At 67.6% G+C, this 17,555-nt stretch carries 11 protein-coding genes, 2 tRNA genes and 2 pseudogenes; 1 reads left to right on the top strand and 14 read right to left on the bottom strand.

Translation table 11 applies throughout. The features are described from left to right. The 4 genes and pseudogenes from VFL64_RS13485 to VFL64_RS13470 form a co-directional block, all read right to left on the bottom strand. Nucleotides 1-707, bottom strand: a pseudogene (locus VFL64_RS13485) (hypothetical protein); the annotation flags it as partial. 92 nt (nucleotides 708-799) lie between these two features. Beyond that, complete coding sequence (locus VFL64_RS13480) at nucleotides 800-3,040, bottom strand: type I secretion system permease/ATPase (RefSeq protein ID WP_489540894.1); 2,241 nt, start codon at nucleotides 3,038-3,040, stop codon at nucleotides 800-802. A 30-nt stretch (nucleotides 3,041-3,070) separates the two neighbouring features. Further along, nucleotides 3,071-4,927, bottom strand: coding sequence for an O-linked N-acetylglucosamine transferase, SPINDLY family protein (locus VFL64_RS13475; RefSeq protein WP_489540893.1), 1,857 nt, complete (start codon nucleotides 4,925-4,927; stop codon nucleotides 3,071-3,073). Nucleotides 4,928-5,119: 192 nt separating this feature from the next. Further along, the gene (locus tag VFL64_RS13470; RefSeq protein ID WP_489540892.1) at nucleotides 5,120-7,783 is read right to left on the bottom strand and encodes a hybrid sensor histidine kinase/response regulator; all 2,664 of its coding nucleotides are present in this window, start codon (nucleotides 7,781-7,783) and stop codon (nucleotides 5,120-5,122) included. Between the two features lie 168 nt (nucleotides 7,784-7,951). Between VFL64_RS13470 and acnA the strand changes: the two genes are divergently transcribed. Then, nucleotides 7,952-10,672 (top strand): aconitate hydratase AcnA, encoded by a 2,721-nt coding sequence (gene acnA / locus VFL64_RS13465; RefSeq protein ID WP_489540891.1) that lies wholly within the window; start codon nucleotides 7,952-7,954, stop codon nucleotides 10,670-10,672. A gap of 6 nt (nucleotides 10,673-10,678) precedes the next feature. On the opposite strand, the gene VFL64_RS13460 is transcribed toward acnA, so the two are convergent. The 10 genes and pseudogenes from VFL64_RS13460 to VFL64_RS13415 all read right to left on the bottom strand — a co-directional run. Beyond that, the gene (locus VFL64_RS13460) at nucleotides 10,679-11,032 is read right to left on the bottom strand and encodes an ArsC family reductase (RefSeq protein WP_489540890.1); all 354 of its coding nucleotides are present in this window, start codon (nucleotides 11,030-11,032) and stop codon (nucleotides 10,679-10,681) included. Between the two features lie 4 nt (nucleotides 11,033-11,036). Beyond that, a complete protein-coding gene (locus VFL64_RS13455; protein ID WP_489540889.1) occupies nucleotides 11,037-11,537 on the bottom strand; it encodes a hypothetical protein in 501 nt (166 codons plus the stop codon). Between the two features lie 148 nt (nucleotides 11,538-11,685). Beyond that, a complete protein-coding gene (locus VFL64_RS13450) occupies nucleotides 11,686-13,329 on the bottom strand; it encodes a methyl-accepting chemotaxis protein (RefSeq protein ID WP_489540888.1) in 1,644 nt (547 codons plus the stop codon). Nucleotides 13,330-13,661: 332 nt separating this feature from the next. Next, nucleotides 13,662-13,737 (bottom strand) — tRNA-Lys (locus tag VFL64_RS13445). 25 nt (nucleotides 13,738-13,762) lie between these two features. Further along, nucleotides 13,763-13,838: transfer RNA gene (locus tag VFL64_RS13440), tRNA-Lys, on the bottom strand. Nucleotides 13,839-13,878: 40 nt separating this feature from the next. Continuing rightward, nucleotides 13,879-14,649 carry a tRNA threonylcarbamoyladenosine dehydratase gene (locus VFL64_RS13435; RefSeq protein WP_489540887.1) on the bottom strand — a complete coding sequence of 257 codons (771 nt, stop codon included), beginning with the start codon at nucleotides 14,647-14,649 and terminating at the stop codon, nucleotides 13,879-13,881. 8 nt (nucleotides 14,650-14,657) lie between these two features. Continuing rightward, on the bottom strand, nucleotides 14,658-15,437 hold the full coding sequence (ybgF, locus tag VFL64_RS13430) for a tol-pal system protein YbgF (RefSeq protein ID WP_489540886.1): 780 nt from the start codon (nucleotides 15,435-15,437) through the stop codon (nucleotides 14,658-14,660). 11 nt (nucleotides 15,438-15,448) lie between these two features. Further along, nucleotides 15,449-15,979 carry a peptidoglycan-associated lipoprotein Pal gene (gene pal / locus VFL64_RS13425; protein WP_489540885.1) on the bottom strand — a complete coding sequence of 177 codons (531 nt, stop codon included), beginning with the start codon at nucleotides 15,977-15,979 and terminating at the stop codon, nucleotides 15,449-15,451. 29 nt (nucleotides 15,980-16,008) lie between these two features. Next, nucleotides 16,009-17,286 (bottom strand): Tol-Pal system beta propeller repeat protein TolB, encoded by a 1,278-nt coding sequence (tolB, locus tag VFL64_RS13420; RefSeq protein WP_489540884.1) that lies wholly within the window; start codon nucleotides 17,284-17,286, stop codon nucleotides 16,009-16,011. 28 nt (nucleotides 17,287-17,314) lie between these two features. Next, nucleotides 17,315-17,555: pseudogene (locus VFL64_RS13415) on the bottom strand (glycosyltransferase family 2 protein); the annotation flags it as partial.

Below are 17,555 nucleotides of genomic sequence, written 5' to 3'. Positions count from 1 at the left end.
TCGGTCTGCACGCGCACGAGGTCGGTGCTGGCGTCCTGGCGGAACTTGTTGATGCGCTCGCGGCTTTGCAGCTGCAGGTCGTTGACCTGGCGGCGCAGGCGCATCACCTCCACCTCGCTCATCAGGCCCTTGGACGACATGGCCTCGGCCACGCCCAGCTCCTTCATCAGCAGAGTGACGTTGCGCGAGTTGGTCTGCAGCGCTTCGTCGAGCGCGCGGCGGCGGGCGTTGAAGGCATCGGTCTCGGCCTCGACGATGGCGTCGTGCTCCGCCACCTCCTTGGGGAAGGCGAGCGCGCGGCCGTTGGCTTCGGCGTTCAGGCGGGCCGTGGTGGCCATCAGGGCCAGGCGCTTGGCCTGGCCTTCGTTCTGCTGCGACTCGAAACGCGTGGGGTCGAGCTGGGCCAGCTCCTGCCCTTCGTACACGGTCTGGCCTTCACGCACATGCAGCTCGCGCAGGATGCCGCCTTCGAGGCTGGCGATGACCTGTTCCTTGCCATCGGGGATCACGCGGGCATCGGCGCGGGTGACCTCATCCACGCGTGCGATGGAGGCCCAGGTGATGGCGGCGATGAGGATCAGCGCCATCAGGTACAGCACCCAGGTGGTGCCGGGTGTGGCTTCGACCACCATGGCGGCGCGCACGTCGGCCATGTAGGCCATGTCGCCGCGGGCGGGGTCTTTGGATTTGCGCTTCCAGAAGGTCATGTCAGTGGCGCCCGGCCGCCCGAAGCCACTGACAACCCCCTTGGGGGGCAGGAGCGAAGCGACGTGGGGGTTGTTTCATGTCAGCTCATCTGTCAGACCGAAGCCTGGCGTTGCACCGGCTGCGTGCTCGGGTGCAGGTGCACGTTGGGCGAGGCATTGGCCTCAGGCGTGGCTGTGGCCGCGGGCTTGGCACCCGAGAGCGCCGCCAGCACCTGGGCCTTCGGCCCGTCGAGGATGACCTTGCCGCCATCGACCACCACCACCCGGTTCGCCAGTTCGAGCACGGCCGGGCGGTGCGTGACCATGACCACCGTGCGCGTGCCCAGCGCCTCGTTGAGCTGGCGCACGAAGAGGGTTTCGGACTGGGCGTCCATCGAGCTCGTGGGCTCGTCCATCAGCAGGATCTGCGGCTGCGTCACCAGGCAGCGCGCGAGCGCCACCAGCTGGCGCTGGCCGCCCGAGAGCAGGCCGCCCATCTCGCCCACGGGCAGCTCCCAGCCTTGCGGGTGGGCGGCGATCACGCGGTCGAGCCCGGTCACGCGGGCCACTTCGGTCAGGCGCGAGGCATCGACCGAGGCGCGGCCGAGCAGCACGTTCTCGCGCAGCGTGCCCTTGAAGAGGCGCGGCTCCTGCGACACGAAGCCCACCTTGGCGCGGAAGTCGGCCGGGTCGATCTGGCGCAGGTCGATGCCGTCGACGTCGACCATGCCTTCTGTCGGTTGGTACAAGCCAGCCAGCAGGCGCAGCACGGTCGACTTGCCGCTGCCGATGCGCCCGAGGATGACCACGCGCTCGCCCGGCTCGAACTTGAGCTTGATGCCCTTGAGCACCTTGGGCGCTGCGGCGCCTTCTTCGGTGGGCGGGTAGGAGAAGCCCACGTCGTGCAGGCCGAGGCGGCCCTTGATCTCGTGGTTGGCCACGTAGCTGGCGCCGGGGGTGCGCTCGAGCGGCTTCTTCATCATCTGGTCGAGCGAGACCATGGCCGCGCGTGCGCCCTGGTAGCGGGTGGCCAGGCCGACCACGCTGCCCAGCGGCCCGACGGCGCGGCCGGCGAACATGATGGCGCCGATGAGCGCCCCGCCGGTGATGACGTTGTCGGAGATGAGGTACACGCCCACCACCAGGATCACCAGCGTGACGAGCTGCTGCGCCATGGCCGAGATGTTGTTGGTGAGCCCGCCCAGGTTGCGCGCGCGCAGCGCCGATTCGGCGGCGGCGGCGGTGGCGTCTTCGTAGCGGCGCAGGAAGCGGCCCTGCGCGCCGGCGGCCTTGAGGTCTTCCAGGCCTTCGACCGCTTCGACCAGCAGGCCCTGCAGGTCGGCCTGGTGGGCCATGTTGGCGCTCATCGAGCGGCGCAGCGAACCCTGGATCAGCACGGCCAGGCCCAGGATGATGGGGATCGCCGCCACCAGCACCCAGCCCAGCGGCCCGCCGATGATGAAGGTCATGGCCACGAAGATGATGATGAACGGCAGGTCGCTCACCGCCGACAGCGTGGCCCCGGCGAAGAAGTCGCGCACCACCTCCACCTGGGCCAGGTGGTGGGCGTAGGAGCCGGCCGATTCGGGGCGGTGCTCCATGCGCACACCGAGCGTCTGGCGAAACAGCAGCGAGCCGATGATGAGGTCGGCCTTCTTGCCGGCGGTGTCGATCAGGTGCGTGCGCAGCTGGCGCGAGACCAGGTCGAACAGCATCGCGATCAGCCCGCCGGTGGCCAGCGCCCACAGCGTGACGAAGGCCTGGTGCGGGATCACCTTGTCGAAGATGACGGACGTGACCAAGCCACTGGCGAGCATCAGCACGTTGCTGAGCAGCGCGGCCAGCAGCGCCGAGCGGTAGTACGGGATGAAGCGCCGCAGCGTGCCCCACAGCCAGTGGCGGTTGGGGTCGATCAGGATCTCGTGCTGCGTGCTGGCCGGCATCTGCGCCTTGGGCGAGGCCACGAAGGCGAAGCCGGTGTACTCGCCCGACAGCTCGGCCTCGGTGGCCTTGCAGCTGTGGCTCTCGGGGCCGGGCATCACCACGTCGTAGGTGTCGGCGCCCTTCTTGGCCGCGTGGCGCGCGACGACGATGGCGCAGTCGCCGTTCTTGAGCAGCAGCACGGCCGGCAGCAGCAGCGCGTGGATGTCGGAGATCTTGCGCTGGATCAGCCCGGCGTTGAAGCCGGCTTCGCGCATGACGCGCACGGCCTGGTCGGGGCCGAGCGCGCCGTCGAGCGGCGTGCCGGACAGGAGGGACTCGGCCGAGCGCTCGCGCCCGTGGTGGCGGCTCAGCCAGACGATGGCCTGCAGCAGCGCGTCACTCGCGTGCAGACCGGGGTCTGCAGCGTTCATGAAGGGCTCCTGGCGTGCACTCATGCTGGGTTAGGCCCGGTGCTCCAGCGCCAGGCGTTCGAACTCGGTCTCGATGTCGCGCACCAGGCCGGGCACATCGAAGAGCTTGGATTCACGCCCATGCTCGGCCAGGTAGCGCTTGTACGAGGCCACGCGCAGCGGGTTGTTGCCCAGTTGCACGGCCAGGCGCTCGTAGTCGGCCAGCGAGAAGGTCACGAGGTCGGGCAGGCCCACGTTGGTGAGCAGGCTGCCGGCCATGCGCGAGATGTAGGTCCGCCCCGAATACGTGACGATGGGCAGGCCCATCCACAGCGCATCGCTGGCGGTGGTGCCGGCGTTGTACGGGAAGGTGTCGAGCATCAGGTCGGCCAGCTGGAAGCGCGCCAGGTACTCGGGCGGCGCCACGCGCGGCGCAAGGATCAGGCGCTCGCGGCCGATGCCGTGGGCATCCGCCTCGCGGCGCATGTTCTCCAGCGCCCATTCGTTGTCGGCGAGCAGCCACAGCACGCTGCCGGGCACCTGCTGGAGGATGCGCATCCAGCTCTTGAACACGTCTTCGGTGAACTTGAAGGTGTTGTTGAAGGAGCAGAACACGAAGGCGTCTTCGGGCAGGCCGTAGTCGGCGCGCTTCGGGGTGGACCCGACGTCGCGCTGGCGGTCGCTCACCTGGTAGCAGTGCGGCACATAGATGGGCTTCTCGGTCATGTACGGCTGCAGGGCCTCGGGCATGACGAAGCGGTCGGCCAGGATCCAGTCGACCCCGGGCAGCGCGCAGGTGCCGGGCAGGCCGAGGTAGCTCACCTGGATGGGCGCCGGGCGCATGCCCACGATCGCCGGGCGTGCGCCGCTGGTGAGGCCTTGCAGGTCGACCAGGATGTCGATGCCGGCTTGAGCGATCACGCGCGCGGCGGTGGTGTCGTCGAGCCCGCCAATGGGGACGTAGTGGTCGATGGCCTTGCGGATGCGCGCGCGCAGCGGCGTGCCATCGTCACGGCTCCACGAGAAGGCGTAGACCTCGAAGCGCTCGCGGTCGTGCAGCTCCAGCAGTTCCACCGAGAGCAGGCCCACGGCGTGCATGTGCAGGTCGCCCGAGAGGTAGCCGATGCGGATCTTGCCTTCGCGCCTGGGCCCGCCCTTGTGGAAGGGCTCGGCTGGCGGCTTGGGCGTGCGTTCGTAGACGAAGCGCTGCGCGGCGAGCAGCTGCAGGGCCGGGTCGTCGGTCGCGCCCAGCATGGCCAGCACCGAGGTGCCCAGCAGCAGCTGGTTCTGCGTGACGGCGCCCACCGGCTGGTAGACCGGCCAGGCGCACTTCTTCTGGCGCAGGTGCACGTAGTGCTGCAGCACGTCGTTCTGCGCCGGCTTGCGTTCCAGGCTGGCGCGCATGCAGCGCTCGGCGGCGTCGTAGTTGCGCTGCTGCTCGTGCAGCCGCGCCAGGTTGTTCATGGCGTGCAGGTAGAGCTCGTCGCCGGCATCGGGGCGGTCGACCACCATCTGCCACTGGGCGAGGGCCTCGTCGGGCCGGCCCTGGCGCTCCAGCTGGTGGCCGAGGTTGAGTCGCGCCTGCATGAAGTCGGGGTTGAGCGCCAGCGCGCGCTGGTAGGCGCGCTCGGCCTCGGCATTGCGGCCGAGCGTTCCCAGCACCGTGCCCCAGTTGAAGCAGGCCACGTGCTGCAGGGGCGAGACGGTGTGGGCGATCCAGGCTTCGTACAGCGCGGCGGCGTCTTGTGCGCGGCCGGACTGGGCCAGCAGCTGCGCGTGGTTCATCAGGTCGCTCAAGCCCATGCTCCCCGAGCGGGCCAGCGCCAGCTCGCGCTCCGGCCCCGGCACGGCGGGCGCAGCCGGGCGGGTCGCCGCGGCCGAGGGCTTCGCTGTCGTCGACTTTTTCATGGGGGAACGTGGGGCAGATTGGCTCTGCCTGATTGTGGGCGGGGGCCCTGCCGGCGTTGCGCTCAATAGGGGGGCGATTCCTGCACTATTCCGCGGCTTGGAAGCCGGCGTGGGCACTCCAATGGCGCCTGGCGGCCCCCAGGCGCGGGCCCTGCCCTGCGCACTATTTCACGCCGCAGCTCATGCTGCAGATCAGGCGGGAAAGAGGCGATCCAGCGCAGCGATGAAGGTGGCCAGGTGGATCGGCTTCGTCCAGTACTCGGCAAAGCCGGCCGCGGTGGCGCGGGCCACGTCTTCGGGCATGGCATTGGCCGACAGCGCGATGCAGCGGATGCCGGCCGTGGACGGCTGCGCGCGCAGCCGGCTCAGCACTTCGTAGCCGTTGACGTCGGGCAGCTGCATGTCGACCAGGATCAGGTCGGGCTGGAACTCCTGCGCGCGCGCCACGCCGCCCAGGCCGCTGGCCACCGACTCGATCTGCAGGCCGGCGTGCTGGCGAACCATCTCTTCCACCAGCAAGGCATTGACCGGGTTGTCTTCGATGTAGAGCAGGCGGCCTTGGCGGTCCTTGCGGGCCGGCGACGGCGCGGGAGCCGCATCCACGTGGGGAGAGACTTCGTCGGCCTCGACCGGCCCGGTGTGCCGCGGCAGATGCACCTCGAAGCGCGAGCCGACCCCCGGCGTGCTCTCCACCCGCACCGACCCGCCCATGCGCTCGACCAGCGCCTTCACGACCGACAGCCCCACCCCGGCCCCTTCGATGGCTTCACGCTCCAGCCCCAGGCGGTTGAAGGGCTCGAACAGGTGCGCCATCTGCTGGCGCGTCATCCCGCGCCCGGTGTCGGCGACTGTGAGCACGGTCGCGTCGCCGGCGTCACGCACGCTGACGTGAACCCGTCCGCGCGCGCTGTTGTACTTGACCGCATTGCTCAGCAGGTTGATCACCACCTGGCGGGCGCGGATGCGATCGGCCCGCACGATGGCCTCGGTGGGGTCGACCTCGATGCGCACACCCGCTTCACGGGCCGCCGGCTCCACCAGTGCGTGGGCCTCCTGCAGCACCTCGGCCAGGCGCACCGGGCGCAGGTCGAGCTTGACTTCGCCGCTCTCGAGGCTCGACAGATCGAGCACGTCGTTGATGAGCGAGAGCAGGTGTTCGCCGGCCGACAGGATGTGGCGCAGCTTCTCCTGCGAGGCCGAAGCGGCCAGTGCAGGCTCCAGCCGCAGCAGCTGCGCGAAGCCGAGCACCGCGTTCAGCGGCGTGCGCAGCTCGTGGCTCATGCGCGCGAGGAACTCCGACTTGGCCTGGCTCTCGCGCTGGGCGACGAGCTTCTCCTGGCGCTCGGTCACGTCGATGGCGATGCCGAACTGCACCGGCCCCGACTCTCGCTTCTCGTTGCGCGCCCGGCTCACCAGCCAGCGCACCTCGCCATCGGGCCGCACGATGCGGTACTCGTGCTCGACGGTCACGTCTTCGGTGGCGCGCAGCTCGGCGTGCGCGCTGCGCATGCGCTCGCGGTCGTCGGGGTGGATCACCTCGTCGAGCCATTCGGCGCGACGCGGCACGCCGCGCGACACCGGCCGGCCGATCATCTCGAACATCTGCGCGTTCCATTCGCCGCGCTCGCGGCCCGGCTCGCGGCTCCAGATGCCCAGGCCCGCAGCCGACGCCGCCACTTCGAGCCGGCGGGCCAGCTCCTGCGCGCGCCGGGCTTCCGACACCTGTTCGGTGACGTCGAGCGCCACGCCCACGAACTCGATGGGCTCGCCATCGGCGTTGCGCCGCACCACGCGACGGGTGAGCACGTAGCGGTAGCTGCCGTCGGTGCGCCGGTAGCGCGCCTCCATGTCCACGGGGCGGTCGGAGTTCAGCGATTCGGCGGCCGTGGCGACCACGCGCGGAATGTCGTCCGGGTGGATCAGCGCACGCACCTCGTCGAGGGAGAGGCCCTCGGACCGCGGCTGGATGCCGATCACCTCGAAGGCCTTGTCGTTGTAGTGGATGCGGTTGGTGCGCAGGTCGTGGCGCCAGATGGCGATGTTGCCCAGGTCGACGGCCAGCTTGAGCTGCGCGCTCGTCGTGTTGAACGACTCGGCCAGCTCGTAGACCTCGGTGTCGTCGACCATCACGCCGGTGATGACGTGGGGCACGCCATCCGGGCCGGCCTTCACCTCCCACTGCGCGTGCACGTGCCGCCACTGTCCGGGCTGGGGCCCGATGATCCGGTATCGCTTGGCGTACTTGCCGGGCGTCCTGGCGGCCTGGCGGTAGTCCACGCCCGGCCGGTCGTCGCGGTGGATGCGCGCCACGAAGGTGTCGAAGTCCGGCGCGCCCTTCGCCGGGTCGAGGTTCCACATGCGGAACATGTTGGCGTCCCAATGACCAACGCCCATGGGCAACTCACGCTCGAACAGGCCGAGGCGGCCGAACTCCTGGGCGCGCTCCAGGCGCTCGACGGCACGCGCCGCTTCGGCCTGCAGGCGGGTGAGTTCGGTGGTGTCGCGCATCGTCCAGAGCCAGCGAGCGTCACCGAGCCGTTCTTCTTCGCGCAGCGGCCTCAGGCTGGCGTCGGCGCTGCGCGCGGTGCCGGCGGCGTCTCGCCAGGAGAGCTCGGCCAGGTGCAGGGGCTGGTGGGCGGCCAGGGCGTCGGCCAGCTGTTGCAGGTGCCCTTCTTGCACCCCGAGCGCCACGGCGAGCCCCTGGCCGAGCGTGTCGGCAGCCTTCGACATCGCAGGGTTGGCCCACAGGACGCTGCCGCGCTCGTCCAGCAAGGCAAGCAGTTCGGTGCTGGCCTCCAGCAAGGCCGTCCACGCGCCGGCGGGCAGGGAAAGCGGCAAGGAGCGGCGAATCGCCATGCGCGGAGGGGGTGCAAGTGGCAGTTACAAGTCTCAGTCTAGCCAGATCACTGCGGCCGCAACCCCTGGAATGCCCGCGCTTGCCGGGCTTCGTTCACGATTCCCCCGTCATTTGTCTTGGCCGCGTGGCGCGCTGCACAATGCCCGCTTACCTTCCAGGAGAGCCCGATGAACGCAGCCAAGAAGCCCGCCGACCACGCTTTCGCCAGCACCCTCAAGACCTTCAAGACCCCTTCGGGCAAGAGTGGCAGCTACTTCTCGCTGCCCGAGCTGGCCAAGAAGTACCCCAACGTCAACAAGCTGCCGATCTCCATGCGCATCGTGCTGGAGTCGGTGCTGCGCAACTGCGACGGCAACAAGATCACCGCCGAGCACGTGGAACGCCTGGCGAACTGGTCGCCCACGGCGGAGCGGGTCGACGAGATCCCCTTCGTGGTGGCCCGCGTGGTGCTGCAAGACTTCACCGGCGTGCCGCTGCTGGCCGACCTGGCCGCCATGCGCAACGTGGCCGTGGCCATGGGCAAGAACCCGCGCACCATCGAGCCGCTGGTGCCGGTCGACCTGGTCGTCGACCACTCGGTGATGGTCGACCATTACGGCACCAAGAACGCCATCGACCTCAACATGAAGCTGGAGTTCGAGCGCAACAACGAGCGCTACCAGTTCATGAAGTGGGGCATGCAGGCCTTCGAGACCTTCGGCGTGGTGCCCCCGGGCTTCGGCATCGTGCACCAGGTGAACCTGGAGTACCTGGCGCGCGGCGTGCACAACAAGAACGGCACCTACTACCCTGATTCGCTGGTGGGCACCGACAGCCACACCACCATGATCAACGGCATCGGCGTGGTGGCCTGGGGCGTGGGCGGCATCGAGGCCGAGGCCGGCATGCTGGGCCAGCCGGTGTACTTCCTGACGCCCGACGTGGTGGGCTTCGAGCTCACCGGCCAGCTGCGCCCCGGCGTGACGGCCACCGACCTGGTGCTCACCGTGACCGAGATCCTGCGCAAGGAGAAGGTGGTGGGCAAGTTCGTCGAGTTCTTCGGCGCCGGCACGGCGTCGCTCTCGCTGCCCGACCGCGCCACCATCGGCAACATGGCGCCCGAGTACGGCGCGACCATGGGCTTCTTCCCGGTCGACGAGAAGACCATCGAGTACTTCGTGGGCACCGGGCGCACCAAGGCCGAGATCGAGGCATTCGAGGCCTACTTCCGGGCGCAGAAGATGTTCGGCATGCCCAAGTCGGGCGACATCCACTACTCGAAGGAAGTCTCGCTCGACCTCTCCACCGTCACGCCCTCGCTGGCCGGCCCGAAGCGCCCGCAAGACCGCATCGAGCTGGGCAAGATGAAGAGCGAGTTCACCGAGCTCTTCAGCAAGCCCGTCTCGGCCAACGGCTTCAACCAGCCGGCCGAGAAGCTGCACCAGGTCTACACCACCCAGAGCGGCATCGAGGTGCGCAACGGCGACGTGCTCATCGCCGCCATCACCTCGTGCACCAACACCTCCAACCCGGCGGTGCTGATCGCCGCCGGCCTGCTGGCCAAGAAGGCGGTGGAGGCCGGGCTCAAGGTCAAGCCGCACATCAAGACCTCGCTCGCCCCCGGCTCGCGCGTGGTGACCGAGTACCTCGACAAGGCCGGCCTCACGCAATACCTGGACAAGCTCGGCTTCACGCTGGCCGGCTACGGCTGCACCACCTGCATCGGCAACGCCGGCGACCTGACGGCCGAGCTCAACGAGGTGATCACGAAGAACGACCTCATCTGCGCCGCCGTGCTCTCGGGCAACCGCAACTTCGAGGCGCGCATCCACCCCAACCTGAAGGCCAACTTCCTGGCCAGCCCGCCGCTGGTGGTGGCCTATGCCATCGCGGGCAACGCCAACAAGGACCTGATGACCGAACCCGTGGGCAAGGGCAAGGGGGGGCGCGACATCTACCTGGGCGACATCTGGCCCACCACCGACGAGATCTACAAGCTCGTCAAGCTCGCGATGAACGGCAAGGCCTTCCGCGACAACTACGCGCAGGTCAAGACGCAGCCCGGCAAGCTGTGGGAAAACATCGAGGGCGTGAAGGGCGAGACCTACACCTGGCCCAAGAGCACCTACATCGCCAAGCCGCCCTTCTTCGACAACTTCCACATGGAGCCCGGCTTGGCCGATGCCGGCGTGAAGGGTGCGCGCGCCATGGCGCTCTTCGGCGACTCGATCACCACCGACCACATCTCGCCGGCCGGCTCGATCAAGGAGCAGTCGCCCGCCGGCCAGTGGCTCAAGGCGCACGGCGTGCAGAAGGCCGACTTCAACTCCTACGGCTCGCGCCGCGGCCACCACGACGTGATGGTGCGCGGCACCTTCGCCAACGTGCGCATCAAGAACCTGATGATTCCGGCCGCGGCCGACGGCAGCCGCGAGGAAGGCGGCGTGACGCTGTACCAGCCCGGCAACGAGAAGATGTTCATCTACGACGCCGCCATGAAGTACATGGCGGCCAACACGCCGACCATCATCTTCGCCGGCGAGGAATACGGCACCGGTTCCTCACGCGACTGGGCCGCCAAGGGCACGGCCCTGCTGGGCATCAAGGCCGTGGTGGCGCGCAGCTACGAGCGCATCCACCGCGCCAACCTGGTGGGCATGGGCGTGCTGCCGCTGCAGTTCAAGGGCACCGACTCGTGGCAGACGCTGGGCCTCACCGGCGACGAGACCTTCGACGTGCTGCTGGGCACCGAGCTCAAGCACCAGCAGGACGCCACGCTCGTGATCCACGGCAAGGACGGCAGCACGCGCGACGTGCGCGTCACGCTGCGCATCGACACGCCGATCGAGGTCGATTACTACAAGCACGGCGGCATCCTGCCGTTCGTGCTTCGGCAGCTCCTCGCCTGAGTGCGCTCAGCCGAGGTGTTGTGAGAACAGCGCCTCGCTGAAGCCGACGGTCACGGTGCCGTCGGCCCAGCGCACCACCGGGCGCTTGATGACGCTCGGCTGATCGAGCATCAGCCGGCGGGCCGAAACGGCGTCGGTCACGCCGGCCTGCACGTCGGCATCGAGCTTGCGCCAGGTCGTGCCCTGGCGGTTGACGAGCTTCTCCCAGCCGACGGCTTTCAGCCAGCCGTCGAGCGCCGGCTCGGGCACGCCCTGTTTCTTGAAGTCATGCCACGCCACCTCGGCCTGGCGCTCGGCCAGCCAGGCACGCGCCTTCTTGACGGTGTCGCAGTTGGGGATGCCGTAGAGGGTGATGGCCATGGGGTCAGAGCCTGAAGTTGTCCCGGCCCTCGCACATCGGGTCGGGGCCGTAGGCGGTGTCGATCACGGTGCTCTCGGTCATGTCCATGCCGACCTGGAACCAGATGCAGAAGGGGGTCTCGAAGCGATAGGTCCAGACGACCTGCTTGGTCCAGCCGGTGGTGTACTTGTTGGTGGAGTGCCCGATGATGGCGTGCACCTCGGCAGCGGTCATGCCGCTGCGGATGGTGTTGAAGTGGTTTTCGTCGAGCACCTGCTCCCACCTCTGCAAGCTGTTGTTCGCATCGAAGTACAGCATGTAGGTGTGCTTGCCCATCGGCCCACGCGCGTACTCGACGCGGCGGCCGCCGTCCGGCAGCGGCGTCTCGCTGGTCGGCGGCCCCATCTTCTCGCGGGTGGCGGTGAGGCTCGTGCCTTCCGTCAGGGACCGCGGGCCATACGCGGTGGTGCAGGCCGACAGGAGGCAGGCGGCAAGCAGGCTGGCAGACAGATGAAGTTTGTTCATGGTCGACTCGCTGGGCAGCAGGCTGGAGGTACCGGCTCCAGAGTCTACGCACAGACAGCGACGCTCATTCCGTCGTGGGCTTGCACGCCCCAAATAAAGAAGCCCGGGCGTTCACCCTGGGCCTTTGCTCGGATAGCGCTCCGGAGAGTCAGCCCTTCAGGCCAGCGTCTCGCGCGTTCCTGACGCGTGCCGCCTCGGCCACCGCGGCGTCGGTCGCGTTGTACATCGCCACCGTTTCCTTCTGCGACAGCTTGAACACGCCCATCACGTCGACCAGCCGCACCGCCTGCTCGCGCAGGCTTTCGGCCGAGGCTGTGCTCTCTTCCACGAGCGCGGCATTCTGCTGCGTCATGTGGTCGAGCGTGACCACCGCCTGATTGATCTGCCCGATGCCCGACGATTGCTCGCTCGACGCGCTGGCGATGTGGTTGACGAGCTCGGTCACGCGGCGCACCTGGTGCACCACGTCCTGGATCTGCTGGCCGGCCGAGTTGACGAGCTTGGAGCCGCCGTCGACCGTGTCCACGCTCTGCGAGATCAGCGTGCGGATCTCCTTGGCCGACTGCGCGCTGCGCTGCGCCAGGCTGCGCACCTCGGCCGCCACCACCGCAAAGCCGCGCCCCTGTTCACCGGCACGCGCTGCTTCGACGGCGGCGTTCAGCGCGAGGATATTGGTCTGGAAGGCGATGCTGTCGATCACACCGATGATCTCGGAGATCTGCTTGCTCGACTTGGTGATCACCTCCATGGTGGCGATCATCTCGCCCATCACCTTGCCGCCGGACTCGGCCGCGGTGCAGGCGGTGGCCGCCACCTGGCTGGCCTGGCGCGCCGTCTCGGAGTTGTTGCGCACCGTGACGTTCATCTGTTCCATCGAAGCCGCCGTCTGCTGCAGGCTGCTGGCCTGGCTCTCGGTGCGCGACGACAGGTCGAGTGTGCCGGTGGCGATCTCGGCGGTGGCGCGCTTCATGAGGCTCGCGCCATCGCGCACGTCGAGCACGGTGGCGCGCATGTTCACGTTCATCTGCGACAGGGCACGGATCACCGCGCCGATCTCGTCGCTGCGGTTGCTGATCATCTGCGAGCCGAGGTCACCGGCGGCGATCTTGTTGGCGAAGCGCGCCGTCTCGCGCAGCGGCAACACCACGCTGCGGTGCAGGTAGGTGCCGATCACGCCGGTGAGCGCCGTCAGGCTTCCGGCGGCCACCCAGAACGAGAGCTCGTTCAAGTGGCCGTTGGTGGCCAGCAGGCCGGTGATGCCCACGACATTGAGCGCCGCCATGGCGCTCCAGACGCGGCCCTTGAGGCCGGTCTCGCGCATCCACAGCATGGCCTTGCCCCAGGGGTTGGCGGTGAAAGCCTTGCCGTGGCGCAACACCAGGTTCTTGTGGCTGCCGTCGAGCATGCGCTTGTAGAGCGGCTCGATCTGGGCCACCTCGCCCGCGCCGGGCTTGCTGTGCACCATCAGGCTGCCGGCGTAGGCGCCGTTGGGCGCAAAGACGGGCGAGATGTTCAGGCGCAGCCAGTAGTAGTCGCCGTTCTTGCGGCGGTTCTTGATGATCCCCGTCCAGGGCTGCTTGCCGCGGATGGTGAGGATCATGTCCTTCATCACCTGCGGCGGGTTGTCCTTGTGAAGCATCCGGGCTGACTGCGTGCCCTTGAGCTCGCTCCACTCGTAGCCGCTGGCCCGGAGGTAGGCCGGGTTGGCGTACATGAAGTTGCCCGCTTGATCGCCCATCAGCACCAGCAGGTCTGCATCGTCGATCACGTATTCCTTGGCTGTCTGGCTCATATCAGTCCTCGCGTCGTCCACCTTGGGGTGGTGTTGTGCGTGTTGTCTCGCGCTGCTTTTCTTGTTCTTCCCTGAACTGCCGACGAGATGCGCGAGCGAAGGCGCCTATGGCACACGCCGCTGGCTTGCATCCACCGGGTTGTCGGCGTGAACCCAGCGTGCTTTAGCACGCTCGTGACAGATTTGCTTCAGAGCCTGGGGAGCGAGGCATTTCCTCACGAAGCCATTCGATGAGCCCCGGGAAATCCCTGCATCTCGGGCGTTTGCGAGGGAACGCCCGGACGTGAAAAAGCCCTTGGCACTTTCGCGCCAAGGGCTGGTTCACTGAAACTTGGTGGGCCCCGACAGATTCGAACTGTCGACCAACGGATTAAGAGTCCGCTGCTCTACCAACTGAGCTAGGAGCCCGCTAACTTGTTTCTCTAACGAATTCTGGTGGGTTGTGCGGGACTCGAACCCACGACCAACGGATTAAAAGTCCGCTGCTCTACCGACTGAGCTAACAACCCGGTAAAGCCCACGATTATAGCGTGCTTCTGAACGGTTGCTTCAACCAAATCGGCGAAGCAGAAATTGTAGCGCTTCTCCGGCCGCATTGAAACCAAAGCTTGCGGTGACTACAACAGTCGACCCGTAACCATGGCAATTGAGGCTGCCATCGGTGTCGCAGGCGTCGGCCGGCGGCGACACCGGCTCGCGCGAGAACACGCAACGCACGCCCATATCGCCAGTTCTTGCCGCACCGTGCTGCTTGCGCAAGCGCTGGCGCAGCGAAGCGAGCAAGGGGTCGTGCGTGACGCGTGCGAGGTCGTCGATCTCGATCGCCTGCGCGCGCTGCTTGCCACCTGCGGCGCCAACGCTCACGAAAGGAAGCTTGCTCTGCAGCGCCCACTGCGCCATCGCCGCCTTGGCGTGCACCTGGTCACAGGCGTCGATGAGCACGTCGATCTCGCGCGGGAGCCAGGCCGGCCAGTTGTCAGCGCTCACGAAGTCATCGACCAGCTGCACATCGCAACCGGGGTGGATGTCGGCGATGCGCTCGCGCAGTGCCACGCCCTTGGACTGGCCGATGGTGGCGCCCAGGGCCTGCACCTGGCGGTTGATGTTGGACTCGGCGACATGGTCCATGTCGAACAGCGTGAGTTCAGCCACACCGCTGCGCGCCAGCGCCTCGACCGCCCAGGAGCCCACGCCGCCCAGGCCCACCACACCGATGCGGGACGAACGCACGGCCTGGTAGCCGGCCTCGCCATACAGGCGGCGCAAACCGCCGAAGCGGCGTTCGAGATCGGGGGCCAACAGATCCAGCGAGGCGTTCACGCGCGGCCTTACTTGAGGGAGGCCAGCCGTTCCTTGCCCGCTTGTGCCGCTTCGGACTTGGGGTAGGTCTTGAGCAGCTCGTCGAGTGTCTTCTTGGCGCCCTTGGTGTCTTTCAGCTCCATCTGGCAGTTGGCGATGGAGAGCAGTGCCTCGGGTGCACGCGGGTGGTCGGGCGCGCCGGTGATGAGGCTGCGGAAAGAGGCCATCGCCTCCTTGTAGTCACGCATGCCGTACTGTGCATTGCCGAGCCAGAACAACACCGACGTGTTGTACCCGCTGGCCGGATAGCGCCGCTTGAAGGAAGAGAGCGCAGCGGACGCGGCAGCAAAGTCGCCCTTGCGCAGCGTGGCCATGCTTTCGTCATACAGGCGCCGCTCTTCGGGGTCGACGAGGAACTCCTTGCCATCCACCGAAACCTTCTGCGGCTCGAGCTTGCGGATGCGGTCTTCAACACCCTGCTGAGCATCCTTTTGCTGGCGCTGGAGCTCGGCCACGTCGCGCGTGAGTTGCTCTTCCTGGCCGCGCAGCTTGGCCATGTCGGCGCGGATCAGGTCGAGCTGGTTGTTCAGATCGAGCAGGCTGCGCTTGAGCAGCTCGATCGTCTGCGCGTTGGCGTCTTGGGCTGCTCTGGCGCGCGCGTCGGCCTGCTCCAGCCGCGCTCGAAGGTCGAGGATGGCCTTGCGCGCTTCATCGTCGTCGAAGAGGCCCGCCTGCGCGGACGAAGCGGCCAGCATCGAAGCAAGCAGCCACGCCGCAGGCCGCGCATTCCTGACGAACGAAAGTGCCATGGCCTTCAATCTCAGCGGTTGTTCAGCTCGGCGCGGCGGTTCTTGGCCCACGCGGCTTCATCGTGACCAGGGTCGGCCGGGCGCTCCTTGCCAAAGCTCACCGCTTCGACCTGGTTGTCGTTCACACCCAGCAGCTTGAGTGCCTTGGTGACCGACTCGGCGCGCTTCTGGCCCAGCGCGAGGTTGTACTCGCTTCCGCCGCGCTCGTCGGTATGGCCTTCGACCTGCAGCTTCTTGGCGCGGTCGCCGGACAGCAGCTTGGCCTGCGCTTCGACCACGTTGCGGTACTCGTCCTTGATCACAAAGCTGTCGTAGTCGAAATAAACCACGCGGCCGAGCTGGTTGGCCGAGGCGTTCTGCGTCAGGTCGACACTGGCCACCTTGGTGGGCGAGTTGCTGCCGGTGGTGGCGCCGCTCTTGCCGGTCGTTGGTGTGCGCGACTCGACCGGTGCGGCCTTGTCGTCGAGCTTCACGTCGGACGCGCAGCCAGCGAGGAATGCGCAGGCCAGCAGGCCCACGGTGGCGATTCGGGTTGTGATCATGTTGGTACTCCTGTCAACGTTGGAAAGGTTCAGCGGCCGTACGGGCCCCACATGGGCTCACGCACGTCGGCCGTGGTGGACACCAGCTTCGCTTTGATCTTGCCATCGAGCGTGGTGGTCATCAACACATCGCGGCCACCGCTGCGCGTGGCGTAGATGATCAAGCGCCCATTGGGCGCGAAGCTGGGGCTTTCGTCGTCGCGCGTGTCGGTGATGGCCTGGGGCGTTGAGCCCTTGGCCAGTTCCGTCACGTACAGCTTGAAGGCGCCGCTCTGGCGCGAAATGTAGGCCAGATAGCGGCCATCCGGGCTCAAGGCCGGGCTGATGTTGTAGTCGCCTGTAAAGCTGATGCGCTCGACCGGGCCGCCCGACACCGGCACGCGGTAGATCTGCGGGCCGCCGCTGCGGTCACTCACGAAGTACAGCGTACGCCCGTCGGGTGCGAAGGTCGCCTCGGTGTCGATGGACGAGCTGCTGGTCACGCGGCGCGGGTTCTCGCCGTTGCGGCCCATCACGAAGATCTGCGAGCCGCCTTCGCGGCTCAGCGTGGCGACCAGGGTCTGGCCGTCCGGCGACCAGGCGGGCGCGCTGTTGGAGCCGCGGAAATTGGCAATGACGCGGCGCTGGCCCGAAGCCACCTCCTGCGCATAGACCACGGCCTTCTGTGCCTCGAAAGACACATACGCCAGCTCCTGCCCGTTGGGTGACCAGGCCGGCGAGATGATGGGTTCGGGGCTGTTCAGCGCCACCTGGCCGGCCTCGCCGTCGGCGTCTGCCACGCGCAGGGCGTAGCGGCTGCCCGAGCGGGTGACGTAGGCAATGCGGGTGGAAAAAACGCCCTTCTCACCGGTCAATTTTTCATACACGTAGTCGGCAATGTGGTGCGCCGCCAGGCGCAGGTCGGAGCCCGCGACGGTATTGCTCTGGCCGCCGATCTCTTTGCCCTTGACCACGTCCCAGAGTTTGAAGCGCACATCGAAGCGACCATCGGCCAGCCGGGTGACCGAGCCACCCACCAGGGCGTCGGCCCCACGCGAGCGCCAATCGGTCATCTGCGGCTGGGCGGTCTCGTCGAGTTGGGCCGAGGTGTCGATGCCGCGGAAGACGCCCGCGCGCTCCAGGTCGGCCCGGACGATGGCCGAGAGAACCTGCGTCGTGCGGTCCTCGTCGCGGAAGCGGGTGATCGCAATCGGCACCTGGGTGGCACCCACTCCGGAGATCTCGACCCGGAACTGCGCCAGTGCAGGCCCCGCCAGGGCCAAGCCGGAGGCGGCGGCAAATGTGCTTCCAAAGAGACGTCGGTTCATCAGCATGAAGTGTCCTGATCTCGTGTTTTCAGATTGGTTCAATGGGTTTGAGGGCGTCTCGCGCAAGCAGGCCCATCTTGAGATAGCGGTAATAGGTGCCTTCGGCCTGGTAGATGGCAAGCACCAGGCCAAGTCGCCCGTCGAGGAAGCCGCGCTTGATGAGGTAGCAGCGCACGAAGGCCCACAGCCCGTGGCCCAGCGCTGCACCCAGGCCCCCACGGCGGCCCGCCGCCACCTTGTCACGCGCACGGCCGCTGCTGTAGCGGTTC

The organism is Rhizobacter sp. (assembly GCF_035702065.1).
Lineage (GTDB): Bacteria > Pseudomonadota > Gammaproteobacteria > Burkholderiales > Burkholderiaceae_C > Rhizobacter.
This window is presented reverse-complemented; position numbering and strand designations above follow the sequence as displayed.